A 15557-nucleotide genomic window follows, 5' to 3' on the forward strand; every position below is an offset into this window, starting at 1 on the left:
TATATGGCTGCAATGTACTCTATTTCAAAGATCTAAATTGTCTTGCAATAGGAGAGGGTCCATATATGGTATTAGAACAGTAAGTCGCCGTAAACCCATCTATCTGCTCAAGCTTGCTTTATCACCAATCCTTTCAAGGGGGATAGCTAGTGTAGATAAATCTAGTAAAGCGTAATCTGATCGAACAATGATTTAGTTCTGCAGCAGATTTTAGAAATTAGGTGGCAGTTGTTTACCAAATAACCTGAATGCCGGAAAAGCTTAGAAATTAAACGAGTAAGTGTAAGGGGCGGTATAAGCAACTGTGGATAGGATAAAGTACAATTAAGGATAATGGTGCTGGTTAGGTAATAGCGGCCACAATTGGGCCGCCATCAGTCATGATATTACTGCTCAATACCAACGATTAGCCATGGTGCATCGGCTTGGCTAACTTGACGTTCTAAATGCCAAACTTCGGCAATGTCTTCTTCAAGGTTTTCGCCAAGGTCGCGGTAGCGGCCAGAGAATTTCACACTAATTTCAGCTAACTTATCGGTGTTGTCAGCGCGAACTAATTCGGCGTCAAGAAACATCACTTCAGTATTAGGCTGTTGCTCTAACTCTGCGCGTTGCTTGCTCAGTTCATTGTATAATTCATTAGAAACATACTCTTGAATTTTTTCAATATCGTTGTCATTCCACGCCTGTTGTAAGGTTTTGTAATGGCTTCTAGCGCCTTCAAGGAATGAGCTAAGATCAAAGTCTGCTGGTAAGTTAAATGGTACCTGGCTCTCTGGAGCTGAAAAACCGCCACCAAGACCTGTTGCTTGAGGTTGCTGATCTTGTTCTTGATTTTGCTTATACTGCGCTTGATCCACTGCATAGGCTGCTTGGGGTTGCGCTTGTGCTTGTGCGCCGGCTTTTGCCTGGCTCATACTGCGGAATATTTTAAATAAGATAAAGGCGACGCCTGCAATCAGCAGAAAGTCCATCATTTGGAAGCCTTCAAATGCGCCACCCATCATTGAGGCAATAAGGCCACCAACTAAGAGTCCACCTAAGATCCCACCCATTATGCCTTTTTTATTTGACTTGTTAGCTGGTGTGGTTGCCTGTTGGCTTGCTTGTTTTTGCTGTGTTGTTGTTTGTTGGGTTTTTCCGATTGAGCGTTTACCACCAAATTTTTTGGCGTGGGCGTCTGGTACAGTGGCGACTAGCGTAAATATTATCGCCAGCATGGTTAAAAATATTTTCATTGCTTACTCAACTAAAGTTAAAATATAGATAAATTTAAGCTTGGCATCATAGCAATAAGACATATTATGTCAAGCGCTGTTGTTGTCGATACTAGCTGTTGATACTTGGCGTCGTAAAGCCCGTGTCATCACGATGATAGCGGTTTGCGTCAGGTGGTTATTATCTTCTATAATTACGCCCTAATTTGTTTCATTCAAAATGATAAAGCACGGGACCTTTGGCAAGAATTGCCATGGCTTGGCGTGCAAAATGGTAAATAGTAAATGTTTAATATAGTGTTATTAGAACCAAGAATGCCTGGCAACGTCGGAACGATAGGGCGGCTTGCCTTTGCGCTTGATTGTACGCTGCATTTAATCAAGCCCTATGGCTTTGGTGAAATTACGGCCAAAGAAGTGAGACGAGCCGGACTCGATTATTGGTTTGAACTAGATGTGCGTGAATATGAAAATATTGAACACTTTTGGCAAGAAAATCCATTCACAGCGCGCCATTTTTTTGCGACAACTAAAGCCAATAAAAATTATTTTGAGGTTGAATTTAGCCCCGGTGATTATTTTTATTTTGGCCGCGAAGACTCTGGCTTACCCGCAGAGGTTTTAGCCAAAAGCGAGCCATCGTGCATTACTATCCCGATGGCTAACCAAGCACGTTCGCTTAATATCGCTAACTCTGTGTCTGTTATTTCATACGAAGCAGTGCGACAAAACTTTACTGCGTTTACATCATAAAGCGTCTTACTACCCTGAGTCGTTAAGACTCATACTTAAGGCTCAGGGTTTAGCTTAACAATTACACGACCTTGCACCTGACCGCTCAGTAAATCGCTAGCAGTGGTGATAACTTGATCTAACGTTATTTCGGTCGCGATATCTTCATAGACGCTGGGCGCGAGCAATTGACTTAAGCGCTGCCAAGCTTCAATTCGATCGCCAAGTGGCCGCATTACACTATCAATGCCAGCTAATGTCACGCCACGTAAGATAAAAGGGGCGACAGAAGCGGGAAAGTCCATGCCTTGGGCTAATCCGCAGGCGGCGACAGTGCCACCATACATCGTGCTGGCGCATGCATTAGCTAAAGTATGGCTGCCAACAGAGTCTATGACGCCTGCCCAGCGTTCTTTGGCTAACGCGCGACCCGGTTCAGATAAGCTCGCACGGTCGATAATTTCATTTGCGCCTAATTTTGTTAGGTAATCAGCCTGTTCGACCCGACCAGTAGCAGCAACGACTCGATAGCCAAGTTTGGCTAAAATAGCGATGGCGAAACTGCCAACGCCGCCATTAGCCCCTGTGACCAATATTTCACCTTGCGCCGGTTTTACCCCATTTTTTTCGAGTGCTAGCACGCATAACATCGCAGTATAGCCTGCAGTACCTATGGCCATTGTTTGACGTGGCGATAAGCCATCGGGCAAGTGGATCAAGCATTGGCTATTAACTCGCGCTTTAGTGGCTAGGCCACCGGTATGGCCTTCGCCCACGCCGAAACCATTAAGTAATACTGTATCTCCTGGGCTAAATTTCTCGCTGGAGCTTTGCTCGACAATACCGACGAAATCAATGCCAGGGATCATCGGAAACTTTCTAACCACGGGGCCATTGCCCGTAATAGCCAAAGCATCTTTATAATTTAAGCTGCTATAGAGTACATTGACGGTAACATCGCCATCAGATAATACGTCTTCATCAATCGCTTGCAGGGTTGAACGGTACCCTTGGGGATCTTTTTCAATCAAAATACCTTGAAACATGCTTACTCCTATTTTAGACCGATCGTCTATTCGTAGTTAAAATGTTAGTGGTTAAAATGTTATTTTATGAGTGTTGACATGAAATACGTAAAATAATTATCGAGTGGTTGGCTATCTTGCTCTAGTTTAGCCCGGCTAACAGCGCCTTCCCAGCCAACCCAAAAAAACTCAGCGAGTAAATCGCAATTGACTGATGGTGCAATGTCTCCCTGTGTTTGGGCAAGTTTTAGGCACTGTGCTACCCGTTTTTGCCAAGAAACAAATATCTCGACTAATTGTGCGCGATAACTTTCCGGTAATACACTGACTTCTTGGCCGAGGTTGCCAATTAAGCAACCGCGTTTAAATTGATGGCGCTGCATGCCTAATTTAGCATCGGCGACAAAGTTTGAAATGCGCAGCAAAGGCGCGACTTGTTGATCTAACAAATAGTGATCTAGTTTGGTTGCGAAGTAACTTGCATAGCTATCAATTACAGCTTGGCCAAAGGCTTCTTTATTGGCGAAATAATGATAAAACGATCCTTTAGGTACGCCGATTCTTTTTAATATTTGATCTATCCCAGACGAGCTAAAGCCTTGCTCGGTGAATAATTCTAAGCCGCTGCGAATTAAAGCCGCTTTAACGTCGTGCGCTGAATGTGGATTTTTCGGCGGTCGACCTCTGCGAGGTTTTGTTATTAAAGTAATCATTTTTTATTATAGACCGATCGTCTTTTAAATCGCAATAACTTTTATTATTGTCAGATTGTCGGTGTAACTCGGGATAGCGCAGGTGCAAGAGGGTTGTTATACCGAAGACTTATCGATTGGTATAACAAAAAGCCTAACGATAAGTTAGGCTTTTCAAAGTTTTATTTTAGTCGTCACATGAAGTTATAGTTAGCTCAACGGCTTTAAATATCCTAAGAACTTAGCTTCAGCTTGCTTGAAACACCAAATAATAATAAACGTCAGGCCCATATAGAATAGCCCGGCGGTTAAAAACGATTCAAAAGGGGCATAATAACGCGAGTTAACAAGTCGTGCTGCGCCCGTTAAATCCATGATGGTAATAATGCCCGCAACGGCCGAACCATGAAGCATGAAGATAACTTCGTTACTATAGGCCGGTAATGCTCGACGCAGTGCGCTGGGTAATATTATCCGGCGGTAAGCTGTCATAGGGCTCATGCCGTAAGCTTTGGCCGCTTCTACTTCACCTGGGGGCAGACCATTGATCGCGCCGCGAATTATTTCGGCTGAATAGGCTGATGTATTTAAGACAAAGGCGAAAATGGCACAAAACCAAGCGTTTTCCCATAAGGTATCTTTAATTGGGAAAAACTGATCCATACCGTAATAAATTAAATACAATTGAATTAACAATGGCGTACCACGGAAAAAGTAAATAAAGGCCCAAGCAGGTGCACTGCACAGGCGCATTGTGCTATTGCGTGCGATTGCTAACGGGATAGCGATAAAAACACCAAGGATTAATGAAGTCATCACTAAAGCCAAGGTCATCCATAAACCGTCAAGGTAAATCGGCAAGCTATCAACTATGATCGAAAAGTCCATATCTACCTCGTATGTATACTATATTTTCGTTCAACTAACTTAAGTAAGCCGGTAGAAACGGATGTGAAGAAAAGGAAAATAATGGCAATCGCCATATAAAAAGTAAATGGCATTTTAGTTGAGCCGGCGGCCATAGCGCCTACTCGTACCATATCCTCTAAGCCAATTATTGATACCAGTGCCGTTGTTTTAAGTAATACCAACCAGTTATTACCAAACCCTGGTAAGGCGTGCCGAACCATTTGCGGTAGTAAAATTCGGCGAAAGGCTAAAGCACTGCTCATGCCATAGGCTTTAGCAGCTTCTAACTCTCCGCGGTCGACGGCCATAATTGCCCCACGGAATGTTTCTGCCATGTAAGCACCAAAGATAAAACCTATGGTCAGTACGCCTGCAACAAATGGACTGACGTCAACGTAATCAGGTAAATAGGCGGTCCATTCATGGCTAGAATCTTGCGATGTAAACCACTCATTGACCCACTCATTGATGCTGTATAGACCACTATTGAGCAGCATCTGACCACCGTAAAAGATTAACATCATTAAAACGAGATCAGGGATCCCTCTAATGACCGTGGTATACACTGTGGCAATAGTTCTTGCCGAGCGGTATGGTGATAGTTTTGCGAGGGCGCCTAGCATGCCTAATAACATCGCTAATAGCAGTGACAATAAAGCAACTTCAATAGTCACTATTGCCCCTTTTAGGATTGAGGCCTCGTAACCTTTCAAGTCCAACATATTATTTTTCCAGAACAACAAGATGTATAAGAAGTGATTTTAGACTAACTTTGTAAAAATGAAAGCTGAATCATGGATGAAGTGTCATCCATGATTCATTTGCAATTACTTACCATAAACATCGTAGTTAAAGTACTTAGCGGCGATTTTCTGATAAATACCCTTTTCACGAAGTGACAAGATTGCTGCGTCAAGTTTACTTGTTAAGTCTTTATCTTGCTTACGTAAAGCAATACCAAAACCATCACCAAACCACTTAGGATCAGTTAAAGATGGTCCGATGAATTCAAATGCGTCACCACCTGCTTTATTTAATAGGCCATCTTCAAGTGCTGATGCATCACCTAAGATTGTAGCGATACGGCCCGCTTTAAGGTCTAGGTAAGCTTCATCGAAAGAGCCATAACGAACGATTGTTACTGACTCACCGAAGTTATCTTCGATGTATCTGTCGTGAGTTGTTGCGCGCTGTACGCCAATTTTAACCCCTTTAAGGCCTTCGGTGGTAAAAGCTAGATCAGTCCCTTTTTTCGCAACATATTTATTTGGGATTAGCGCATATTTACCAGTAAAATCAATTTTCTTCTTACGCTCTTCAGTAATCGACATTGCGGCGATAATTGCATCGTATTTACGTGCTAGCAGTGAAGGAATAATACCATCCCAGTCTTGAGCGACAATCTTACATTTAACCGCTAATTCAACACAAAGGGCGTTAGCAATATCAACATCAAAGCCAGTTAATTCACCATTTGGCTCAGTCTGGCTAAATGGAGGGTAAGCTCCTTCAATGCCAAAACGAATTTGTTTCCATTCTTTGGCTTGAACGGCGCCAGTTAACGTGGCGGTAATAATAGCGGTAGCGAGTAATAATTTTTTCATTTTATTTACCTATTTTTTTTATGTGTACAGAATATAAATACAAGTTGTAAATATTATTTTGTTTTTTATTAATATATCGATGAAATAAACTGCTTAAAACGTTCCGATTCTGGGTTGTTAAAGATTTTATCTGGGTGCCCCTGCTCTTCAACTAAGCCTTGGTGTAAAAACATCACCTGATTAGATACTTCACGAGCAAACGCCATCTCGTGAGTAACGACTAACATGGTGCGACCTTCTTCAGCTAGGCTCTTCATTACCCCAAGTACTTCCCCAACGAGTTCCGGATCTAATGCCGATGTTGGTTCGTCAAATAACATTACCTCGGGATCAACTGCTAATGCACGAGCAATTGCGGCGCGTTGCTGCTGACCACCAGATAAATGTCCAGGGTAGTAATCTTTGCGCTCATATAATCCGACTCGGTTAAGCAGTTGCAGCGCTTTTTCGGTGGCTTCCTTTTTAGGGATCCCCAAAACATGAACCGGAGCTTCGATAATATTTTCAAGCACGGTCATATGTGACCACAGATTAAACCCTTGAAATACCATGGCTAAACGTGAGCGAATTCGATGAATTTGTTTATCATTTGCTGGGATAGCTTCGCCTAACCGGTTATTTTTCATCTCGATTAATTCACCATTGACCCAAATTTGGCCAGCGGTTGGAGTTTCGAGTAAATTGATACAACGTAGAAAAGTACTTTTTCCCGAACCTGATGAACCAATTATTGAGACAACATCGCCTTTATTTGCTGATAACGAAATACCTTTAAGTACTTCATGTTTGCCAAAATGCTTATGTAGATCTTTCACTTCAAGCGCGGTTGTTACCGTCATGCGCCTAGACTCCTGTTCTAATTTTTATCTTGAATCTTAAAATACGCAACAAAACTAACATCTCTTCGTTAATACCGCAACAAATTTATAACGTCGTTAAGTGTTGATATTTAATCACTTTATTTGAATAATAATTCATTGGTCGTAGTCTGTTATTGTGTTATTTTTAGCTGCCACTTACGTAAGCAATTGAATGAGCTCGTTAAATAAATTCTTTGTTGGCTTTGTTTTTGCATTGACGCGGTTGCTTATGTTTTAATTTTCAGTGTTATTTGTAACCATTTCCTTATTTTCATGAAAAGCTTAGTTGCTGAATAAGTAGTCTTAGTCGTTTTTAACTCGGCTAATATCGCAAAATCTTACGATTTAACTTAGTTTTTTCGGATGATTCTGGGCCTATCCTTCTAATAATCGGTGCTGCTTGAGTCAAAGGTCGCAATAAAATCTAATATTATGAGTTTTATCTCACTAATATTGCTTTTTACAATTGTTTCTAGAGCAAAAAGAAGTATGATCTAAGGCTTGTTGTTTTACCTATAGTCTTTGTGTCTGGAGCCTGAGTTTTCTGTGAAAAATTTATTAATTTCCCCGTCAAAAATGTCATTGTCTACCAATGAATCAATCGTCTATCAGAATGCGCTTAAACAAGCGGGTTTACTGAGTTTAAATTTATTAGCTGTTAAGGTGACCAATCACCCCAAAGACTTTAATGGATGGTGCCGCGAACTAATTGATGTTTGCCGCCATCGTATTAATCGTGACTTGCTTGATGAGGAGCAGCACAAGCCATTAAAAAAATTAACTGAGTTGTTAATTGGCGGTATTAGCATTAGCCAGTTGCGAATGGCTAAAATTGCCCCGTGGTCTTTTTATGCGGACTTTTTAACCAAGCAAGCTCAAGTGCACGCATTAGATGAGCGCCGTTTATTATTGGATTACGTTGCTACGCTAACGAGCAATGATTTAGCGGGGATGATTGATGAAGACCGCCGGGTGATTGCAGGCAAGCACACGGCGACTCACGATCCTTTAGTGTTTAATTTTGACTGTGAGTGGTTTGGTAGCACCAAGACCAATAAGGCCTTTCACACAATCTTAGATAATAGCCCTGAAGCATTCGATATGGCATTAGCTCACATTCCATTAACTGGAGAAGTTAATCATAGCCATTACCAAGCATTTATTAACGATTTTTGCCAAGCGTTCACTGCAATCGATGCAAAAGCGACTTTAGGTCCAGCTTCACGCTTATTGGCAATGCGCCGTCCAGATCAATTTGTCGCTGTAACGACCACTAAACTTGATCATTTATGTCAAGGCTTAGGTATTAAGCGATTAACCACTACTAACTTTGCCGGCTATTGGTCTGAACTGATTGGTACTGTGCGAGCTATGGGTTGGTGGGACAGTGCAGCACCTGAAGCTGAAGATGAATTGTTCTTATGGAAAAACCGGGCAATCTTACTCGACATCTTGCTCTACGGTGATGAGACTACTCCTGAAAAATCTAATTATCTTAAGTTATTAAAAAAGCCTAGCCGAGCTAAATCTACTGGTAATAGTAAGCGTTCAAAAGAGTCTGCAGCAGCGTTAGTTGATCGAGTGCTTAGCACCGAAGAAATGCCCGACTTTATTGTGGCACAACGTGATTCGATAGTGGCACAGGTTGAGTCAGGTAAAAAAATTGATGATGTTATCTCGTTATTACGCAAGATTTTTGGCTAAGTAATTCTACCTGTTTAGCGATTGTCGATAGCGTATTGATATACCCTTGGGTAATTGGCCGTTGATACGTCCCAGTTACGGGTATGTTCGACATAATGTCGGCCATTGGTAATCAGGTTTGCGACATTGTGTTGATTAGCAATTAACGACGCAATAGTGTCAGCTAAGGCCTGGGCATCATCCGCTTTAAACAGTAAACCTGTTTCGTTGTGAGTGATTAGCTCGCGGTGACCGCCGATGTCTGATGCTAGCACGGGGATCCCTAGTGCCATCGCTTCCAATGGTTTTAATGGTGTGACTAATTCTGTTAGTCGCATCGATTTTCGAGGCAACACAGTCACGTCCATTAAGCTGTAATAGTCTTTGACCTTTTCGTGGGCAACTCGGCCCGTTAAAATCACTTGCTCGGTTAAATCTAGTTCGCTTATCAATTGGGTTAGCTGCCCAAGCTGATTGCCGCCACCAACCAATAGCAACTTAATATCAAGCTTCATTGTTTTGGTAATTGCTAATGCTTTGATTAAAATATCTAGCCCTTCGTATTGGTAAAATGAACCCGCAAAACCAATCACAAAAGAATGTTCAAGTGGTAACTGTGACGATAAACTCGGGCAGCGCTGCTCTAATTGAGCAAATGATTCAATATTAACAGCATTGGGAATGATGGTTATTTTTTCGGCGTTAATGCCTCTGGCCATTAAATCAGCGCGTAAGCCCTGACAAATAGTAGTGACCGCATCTACTCGCTTTACGACATAGGTTTCGAGCCAATGTGACAGTTTGTAACGTAAATCACCTTCTTTGCAATTGCCATGATCGACCGCTGCATCTTCCCAAAATGCGCGTATTTCATAAACTACCGGTAGTTTAAGTTTGCGCGAGGCAATTAAAGCCGCCAGTCCGTTTAGCGCTGGGCTGTGGGCATGTAAGACATTGGGTTGTTCAATCGCTGCAACCTCAATAATACGTTGTGCCAATTTAAAGACGATAGCCAATTGATTGATGACTGGAATGCGTGCCAGCAAGCCAGCAATGGGTTGAGTCCGATAAAAATCGAGGTTATCAAATTGTTCTTTATTAGCCGATACATCACCCTGTTTAGAGCCTGTGACATGGCTAGTATCAAACCCTAGCTTTTGTTGACACAATAAGATAGCTCGGCTACGGAAGGTATAACCACTATGAAGCGGGATGGAGTGATCGAAAATATGAAGAATTTTCATCGTTGCTATCGATTCCTAAAATTATGAGTAGTGAGCATCAATCAGTGATGGCAGCGTTTTTAATGCGCCATCCCAGCTGTAGTGGTTTAGGATCCATTGGCGGTTGTGTTGATAACAAGCGCTGGGGCCACTTAATAACTTATTGATCGATTGGGCCATTTGCATTGGCTCATCAATGACTAATCCTGCTTGTTGTTGATTTATTTTTATCCCTTCCTGAGCCATCGAGGTCATCACCACCGGTTTGGCCATTGCCATGGCTTCTAACACCTTATTTTGGACTCCACGTGCAATCCGCATCGGCGCCACCACTAACTGACAAACTTCAAGATAAGGCCTAACATCGGGTACGCGACCTGTCACGGTTACGCCTTGGCGCTGTGCTAATGCCATTACTTTGGCCGTGGGGTTACCGCCTACTATATAGAGCTGACATTGTGGATGCTGCTTGAGAATTTGTGGCCAAATATGGTCACAGAACCATAACATCGCGTCGACATTAGCCCAATAGTCCATCGCACCAGTGAAACACAATATTGGTGCTTCACTTGCGATTAGCTGTTCAAAGTCAGCATTGGGGCTAAAGTAGTCGGTGTCGACGCCGTTGGTTAAGGTATGAATTTTATTGTTCATGAGCGGCGGTGACATTTGGCAAAATAACTCAGCTTCTTGCTCAGTGACCAAGGTTACCGCATTAAAATTTTGCAATACCTGTTGTTCATATTTCCCTAGCTGACGATGTTCTCGCGCGTAAATCCATTTGGTATACCAAGGTTTCGATTGCGCGTATTGACGCCACTTGTCGGAATCGATATCGGTCATATTGAGGATCCGCGTTTTTTTCTGATAGCGCGCATGGTCAATAAACTGCGCCATTGCTGACGAGTAAACATAGAGCTTGTTGATCTTAAATTGAGCAATCGTACGATCTACCCAATTTTGGAAGGCAGTAGAGCGATAATGGCTGGTTGAAATGCTGCTGTTAGAAAGTAATGCATTAACACCACTGACAGCTTGTCGTTTATCGCAAATATTAAGATCGAAAGAAGAGACACAATAGGGACGTAATTTTTCGATGTATTGAATGTCGTGGTCATCATCGATAAAATAACCTAGATGAACTTGATAACGTTTTGACAAATATTTTAATAAATTGAAAGTCGCTATTTTATCCCCCTTATTAGGCGGGAAAGGGATGCGATGACATAAAAATAATAGCGGTGAATTTACCATTGAATTAACTCTGATTCCCTGTTGAATTGTCCATTGTCTGTTGGTGATAAATCACCAACAATCTCGTTAACTTATCCTCAGTATAGTGCAGATATTTGATTCAACAAGCAGCTCACCAAGCTGATAGACAATTAATTTTGTGATTTTTGGTAACTCAATTGCAACGATACTGAATCGGCAAATCTTAGGGCATGAGGCTTATCTACTTCTACTTGGCAGTTAGTAACCCAGTGATGACAACTGGCAATGGTTAATACATCATTAGTTAGCTTCTCTAATAGCCCAAAGCGGTTGTTTTCAACTAAGGCGATAATTTCTTTAGTGATGGTGCGATAATTTAATGCATCACTCATGTCATCTGTTTTAGTGGCTTTTTCGGCGGGGTAATGAATGACCACATTAATGATGACATCTTGACGATTGGCAATTTCATCATCGTTAATGCCAATGTAGGTGCGCAGTCGTAAGTTCTTTATTCTAATTATTGCTAAATCACTATTCATTGGGTTACCTAGGTTTGGGAGTAAAGTTTATTAAACGCTGTTTATTATTGTTATTGCAACTAAAACTGGGTAAATTAATTTTTATAACAGCTTAGGAGATCATTTAGTGAAGCAACTTGAACTATCGTCATCGTTAAAAACAGCAGTATTGTTGGCGGCCATTGTGATTGTGTTAGCGGGTATTAAAGCCGCTAGTCTGGTTTTAGTACCATTTTTTCTGTCAATATTTTTGGCAATCATTTGCAATCCAATTTTAAAATATTTAATGAGATTCCATATTCCTAAAGGCATTGCGATTGGGTTAATTATCGCCTTTGTGATGCTAGCTGGCATGTCGCTCGCAGGATTAGTCGGCAAAGCCGTTAATGGCTTTAGCGCCCAGTTACCTCAATTTCAAGTGCAGCTTAGCGAGCGTTTTTCTGGGGTGTTAGCCTTTTTATCCCGTCAGGGCATGCCCGTTAATAGCGCTACTTTATTAGAGTATTTCGATCCCAGTGTCGCGATGACAATGGCCACTACTTTGCTTAATAGTTTAAGTGGAGTAATGGCTAATTTGTTCTTGATCTTGTTGACGGTGATTTTTATGTTAGCTGAATCAGACTCAATGCCCCGTAAGTTGCACTACGCGCTCGATGATCCTCAAATGCGCTTAGCGCAGATTGACCAATTTTTAAATTCGGTCAATCAATACATTGCAATAAAAACATTAGTCAGTATCGGCACCGGTTGTATTATTAGCTTTTCGCTGTGGGCGATAGGGCTTGATTATTGGGTGCTGTGGGGCGTTTTGGCTTTTTTATTAAATTATGTGCCCAATATCGGCTCTATTATTGCGGCATTGCCAGCGGTATTACTGGCATTAATTCAGCTGGGCTCGGCGTGGGCTGGCGCGGTAGTTGGTTTGTATTTATTGGTTAACTTGATCATGGGCAATGTGATTGAGCCACGATTTTTAGGCAAAGGCTTGGGATTATCCACACTGGTGATTTTCTTATCCTTGATCTTCTGGGGTTGGTTATTAGGCAGTGTTGGCATGTTATTGTCAGTGCCATTGACCATGGTGGTAAAAATTGGTCTTGAGTCAAGTCATTCAAGTCGCTGGTTGGCCCTACTGTTGGGCGGTGATATCGAGCCCACGGTTGAGGAACCCGAACAAGAAAAGCAATAGGTATTTAGCGGTACTGGCTTTATAATGGCGTTTTTATTGATATATAGACTCTTATGCAAGCGTTATTAGCACAGTTACAATTAGTGCAATTGTCTGAGGAAACTCAGCGATTATTTCATGGTCGAGGTAAGTGTTTTTCAGGCTTAGAGCAGGTGACGATAGATTACTTTGCACCGAGCCTGTTTATTACTTTATTTAGTGAGCATGAGTCGTCGTTTGAGCAGCAAATTTTGGCGACTTTAAGTCAGGCCTATCCGGAGCACCAGGGGCCGATTCTTATTCAACGTCGTTACCTTGAGCGCTCACCCGTTGAGGTCGTTCGTGGCGAGCAAGTGCCTGCCGCTCAAGTGATTGAGCATGGATTAAGTTATCAAGTTAAGTTACTTGATGGCCAAAACAATGGGCTATTTCTTGATATGGCCAATGGCCGACGCTGGATTGAACAGCACGCTAAAGATCGTAACGTATTGAATTTGTTTTCATACTCATGTTCATTTTCGGTAGCAGCTTTAGCCGCTGGCGCGAAGCAGGTGATTAATATCGATATGAGCCATGGCGCATTAAAGTTAGGCAAGATTAATCATCAGCTTAATGATCTTGATTTAACTCAAACTAAGTTCTTCCGCCACGATATTTTTAAATCTTGGGGCAAGCTAAAACGCTACGGACCTTATCAAACGATTGTGTTTGATCCGCCAACTAATCAGTGGGGTAGTTTTACTGCGGCCAAGGATTACGCGCGTTTATTACGGAAAATTCCTGATTTGGCGACGCCCAATGCCGATTTGCTTATTTGTTTAAATTCACCCGACTTAGGGCGAGATTTTATTGCTGACTTAATGGCTGAACACGCACCAGAGTGTGAGTTAGTCGCGCAAGTGGCCAACCCGGCGGTATTTCAAGAAATTGATCCTGATAAAGGGCTTAAAGTATTTCATTACCGCTATCTGGGGCAGAAAACGGCATAAATATGATGACTAATAGCTGGGGCTTATTTCTTTAATGCTTCGGCTATTTTTTCATCTGTTTTGTATTGACTTAATGCATATACCGACCAAATAGCCGCTGGTACCCAACCGATCAGAGTGAGCTGTAAGATAAAGCAAAAAATGCCGGCCATTGGGCGACCTATGGTAAAAAATTGTAACCAAGGCAATAGTAAAGCTAAGATAAAGCGCATTGAACGTTCCTTTCTAAATAATTTTTTCTATTATCGGCTTTGTGAAACATCTGCGCTAGTTTTATCTTAATCGTTGTGCCGCGTTATTTTCATACCTAAGCCCAAAATAGTTCTGTACAACGACTCACAGCATTCGTATGTACTCCATCACTGGCTGGTGATCCCTTCGTCTTGTTTTCGCGAGTTTTATGTTAATGTATCGCAGCGGTTTCTCCTGATTGTAGGTTGCCGATTTGGTTCTATAGTTGTTGAACATTGTTATTAAGTTTCGCTATCGGAGAAGAAATGAGTAATTGGAGTAAAAGAGCGCAAGACATTGACTCGTTTAAGGTCATGGAATTGCTAGCGCGGGCCAGTGAGTTGACCGAGCAAGGTGTAGATGTAATAGCGATGGGGGCCGGAGAGCCAGACTTTGCCACCCCCCCAGCAATTTGTGCCAAAGCAACCGAGGCGATAGCTCAGGGCTTAACAAAATATACGCCATCAACGGGTATAAAGCCGCTTAAAGAGGCGATAAGTCAATTTTATCAGCAGCGTTATCAGCTTGATATTGCGCCAGAGCGAATTGTCGTAACGGCGGGGGCGTCGGCGGCTTTATTGTTGGTCTTTTCATTAATTGCTGAGCCGGGGGAGCAAGTGTTGATGACAGATCCCGGTTATCCTTGTAATAAACAATTTTTACGCTTAATTGAAGCGAGTGCCAAGCTTATTGCGGTGGACGGTGCTGATAATTTTCAGCTCAGTGCTCAACACATTGAGCAACACTGGGATCAGCAAAGTTGTGGCGCTTTAGTGGCATCGCCGGCAAACCCGACTGGCACCATGTTGACTAAACAACAATTGAGCGATTTGTCTGCGAGCATTCGGGCGCGTGGCGGCCAGCTAGTGGTCGACGAAATTTATCATGGTCTGACTTATGATGGCGATGCAACGAGTGTTTTGTCGGTCGATGACGACGCCTTTGTGATTAACAGCTTTTCAAAATATTTTGGCATGACCGGCTGGCGTTTGGGCTGGATAGTCGCGCCACTTAATGCGGTGCCAGCGTTAGAACGTTTGGCGCAAAATTTATTCATTTCGCCGCCAACCATTGCTCAATATGGTGCATTAGCTGCTTTTGAAGCAGAAACTATCGAGCTATTAGAGCAGCGACGGTGGATATTTAAAGCCCGGCGTGATTTGTTAATTGATGGTTTAACCCAGTTAGGATTCAAGCTCGATGTGGTGCCACAAGGGGCTTTTTATGTTTATGTTGATGCCAGTGCGATGACCATGGACAGCTATCAGTTTTGTTGGCAACTGCTTGAACAAGATGGCATCTTAATTACTCCTGGCGTTGATTTTGGTCACAACAAGTCGGGACATTATTTACGCTTCTCATACACTACCGATATTGAACGGATTAAAGAGGCGCTGCACCGATTGGCTCAACGCTTGGATAAACAAATAACAATTTAATGTCGAGTAAATCGACCTCGCCTTCGCGGCGATGATTAAGCCCTTGAAT

The 15557-nt window shown here is 42.4% G+C and carries 16 protein-coding genes; 5 read left to right on the plus strand and 11 right to left on the minus strand.

The window, feature by feature from the left end:
* Positions 1-386 precede the first annotated feature (386 nt).
* Positions 387-1238: a Tim44 domain-containing protein gene (locus HRU23_16110; protein ID NRA55664.1), complete on the minus strand. Its 852-nt coding sequence runs from the start codon at positions 1236-1238 to the stop codon at positions 387-389.
* A 264-nt stretch (positions 1239-1502) separates the two neighbouring features.
* Here HRU23_16110 and HRU23_16115 point away from each other — a divergent pair, with 264 nt between their 5' ends.
* Positions 1503-1970 carry a tRNA (cytidine(34)-2'-O)-methyltransferase gene (locus HRU23_16115; GenBank protein ID NRA55665.1) on the plus strand — a complete coding sequence of 156 codons (468 nt, stop codon included), beginning with the start codon at positions 1503-1505 and terminating at the stop codon, positions 1968-1970.
* Between the two features lie 35 nt (positions 1971-2005).
* Here the strand turns inward: HRU23_16115 and HRU23_16120 are convergent, their stop codons facing one another.
* From HRU23_16120 to HRU23_16145, 6 genes are all read right to left on the minus strand, one after another.
* Positions 2006-2995: an oxidoreductase gene (locus HRU23_16120; protein ID NRA55666.1), complete on the minus strand. Its 990-nt coding sequence runs from the start codon at positions 2993-2995 to the stop codon at positions 2006-2008.
* Between the two features lie 59 nt (positions 2996-3054).
* Positions 3055-3687, minus strand: a complete 633-nt coding sequence (locus HRU23_16125) for a TetR family transcriptional regulator C-terminal domain-containing protein (GenBank protein NRA55667.1) — start codon at positions 3685-3687, stop codon at positions 3055-3057.
* Positions 3688-3876: 189 nt separating this feature from the next.
* Positions 3877-4554 carry an ABC transporter permease gene (locus HRU23_16130; protein ID NRA55668.1) on the minus strand — a complete coding sequence of 226 codons (678 nt, stop codon included), beginning with the start codon at positions 4552-4554 and terminating at the stop codon, positions 3877-3879.
* A 2-nt stretch (positions 4555-4556) separates the two neighbouring features.
* Complete coding sequence (locus tag HRU23_16135; GenBank protein ID NRA55669.1) at positions 4557-5297, minus strand: ABC transporter permease; 741 nt, start codon at positions 5295-5297, stop codon at positions 4557-4559.
* A gap of 105 nt (positions 5298-5402) precedes the next feature.
* On the minus strand, positions 5403-6179 hold the full coding sequence (locus HRU23_16140; GenBank protein ID NRA55670.1) for an ABC transporter substrate-binding protein: 777 nt from the start codon (positions 6177-6179) through the stop codon (positions 5403-5405).
* 68 nt (positions 6180-6247) lie between these two features.
* Complete coding sequence (locus HRU23_16145) at positions 6248-7018, minus strand: ABC transporter ATP-binding protein (GenBank protein NRA55671.1); 771 nt, start codon at positions 7016-7018, stop codon at positions 6248-6250.
* A 567-nt stretch (positions 7019-7585) separates the two neighbouring features.
* Here HRU23_16145 and HRU23_16150 point away from each other — a divergent pair.
* A complete protein-coding gene (locus HRU23_16150; GenBank protein NRA55672.1) occupies positions 7586-8743 on the plus strand; it encodes a hypothetical protein in 1158 nt (385 codons plus the stop codon).
* A 14-nt stretch (positions 8744-8757) separates the two neighbouring features.
* Here the strand turns inward: HRU23_16150 and HRU23_16155 are convergent, their stop codons facing one another.
* The 3 genes from HRU23_16155 to folX form a co-directional block, all read right to left on the minus strand.
* Positions 8758-9966, minus strand: a complete 1209-nt coding sequence (locus HRU23_16155) for a glycosyltransferase, exosortase A system-associated (protein NRA55673.1) — start codon at positions 9964-9966, stop codon at positions 8758-8760.
* 21 nt (positions 9967-9987) lie between these two features.
* Entirely contained in the window at positions 9988-11199 is a 1212-nt protein-coding gene (locus HRU23_16160; GenBank protein NRA55674.1) for a TIGR03087 family PEP-CTERM/XrtA system glycosyltransferase, read from the minus strand.
* A gap of 131 nt (positions 11200-11330) precedes the next feature.
* A complete protein-coding gene (gene folX, locus HRU23_16165; GenBank protein ID NRA55675.1) occupies positions 11331-11702 on the minus strand; it encodes a dihydroneopterin triphosphate 2'-epimerase in 372 nt (123 codons plus the stop codon).
* Positions 11703-11808: 106 nt separating this feature from the next.
* On the opposite strand from folX, the gene HRU23_16170 reads away from it, so the two are divergent.
* Both HRU23_16170 and HRU23_16175 read left to right on the plus strand, forming a co-directional pair.
* Positions 11809-12870 (plus strand): AI-2E family transporter, encoded by a 1062-nt coding sequence (locus HRU23_16170; protein NRA55676.1) that lies wholly within the window; start codon positions 11809-11811, stop codon positions 12868-12870.
* A 53-nt stretch (positions 12871-12923) separates the two neighbouring features.
* Positions 12924-13838, plus strand: a complete 915-nt coding sequence (locus HRU23_16175; protein NRA55677.1) for a class I SAM-dependent methyltransferase — start codon at positions 12924-12926, stop codon at positions 13836-13838.
* Positions 13839-13861: 23 nt separating this feature from the next.
* On the opposite strand, the gene HRU23_16180 is transcribed toward HRU23_16175, so the two are convergent.
* On the minus strand, positions 13862-14050 hold the full coding sequence (locus tag HRU23_16180; GenBank protein ID NRA55678.1) for a YqaE/Pmp3 family membrane protein: 189 nt from the start codon (positions 14048-14050) through the stop codon (positions 13862-13864).
* Positions 14051-14335: 285 nt separating this feature from the next.
* Between HRU23_16180 and HRU23_16185 the strand changes: the two genes are divergently transcribed.
* Entirely contained in the window at positions 14336-15508 is a 1173-nt protein-coding gene (locus HRU23_16185; protein NRA55679.1) for a pyridoxal phosphate-dependent aminotransferase, read from the plus strand.
* The last annotated feature ends 49 nt before the right edge of the window (positions 15509-15557 follow it).

The organism is Gammaproteobacteria bacterium, assembly GCA_013214945.1.
GTDB lineage: Bacteria > Pseudomonadota > Gammaproteobacteria > Enterobacterales > Psychrobiaceae > Psychrobium.

Excerpts from the sequence above, each read along its gene's own strand:
- HRU23_16110 (NRA55664.1), bottom strand. The coding sequence starts at position 1,238 with ATGAAAATATTTTTAACCATGCTGGCGATAATATTTACGCTAGTCGCC.
- HRU23_16115 (NRA55665.1), top strand. The coding sequence starts at position 1,503 with ATGTTTAATATAGTGTTATTAGAACCAAGAATGCCTGGCAACGTCGGA.
- HRU23_16120 (NRA55666.1), bottom strand. The coding sequence starts at position 2,995 with ATGTTTCAAGGTATTTTGATTGAAAAAGATCCCCAAGGGTACCGTTCA.
- HRU23_16125 (NRA55667.1), bottom strand. The coding sequence starts at position 3,687 with ATGATTACTTTAATAACAAAACCTCGCAGAGGTCGACCGCCGAAAAAT.
- HRU23_16130 (NRA55668.1), bottom strand. The coding sequence starts at position 4,554 with ATGGACTTTTCGATCATAGTTGATAGCTTGCCGATTTACCTTGACGGT.
- HRU23_16135 (NRA55669.1), bottom strand. The coding sequence starts at position 5,297 with ATGTTGGACTTGAAAGGTTACGAGGCCTCAATCCTAAAAGGGGCAATA.
- HRU23_16140 (NRA55670.1), bottom strand. The coding sequence starts at position 6,179 with ATGAAAAAATTATTACTCGCTACCGCTATTATTACCGCCACGTTAACT.
- HRU23_16145 (NRA55671.1), bottom strand. The coding sequence starts at position 7,018 with ATGACGGTAACAACCGCGCTTGAAGTGAAAGATCTACATAAGCATTTT.
- HRU23_16155 (NRA55673.1), bottom strand. The coding sequence starts at position 9,966 with ATGAAAATTCTTCATATTTTCGATCACTCCATCCCGCTTCATAGTGGT.
- HRU23_16160 (NRA55674.1), bottom strand. The coding sequence starts at position 11,199 with ATGGTAAATTCACCGCTATTATTTTTATGTCATCGCATCCCTTTCCCG.
- folX (NRA55675.1), bottom strand. The coding sequence starts at position 11,702 with ATGAATAGTGATTTAGCAATAATTAGAATAAAGAACTTACGACTGCGC.
- HRU23_16175 (NRA55677.1), top strand. The coding sequence starts at position 12,924 with ATGCAAGCGTTATTAGCACAGTTACAATTAGTGCAATTGTCTGAGGAA.
- HRU23_16180 (NRA55678.1), bottom strand. The coding sequence starts at position 14,050 with ATGCGCTTTATCTTAGCTTTACTATTGCCTTGGTTACAATTTTTTACC.
- HRU23_16185 (NRA55679.1), top strand. The coding sequence starts at position 14,336 with ATGAGTAATTGGAGTAAAAGAGCGCAAGACATTGACTCGTTTAAGGTC.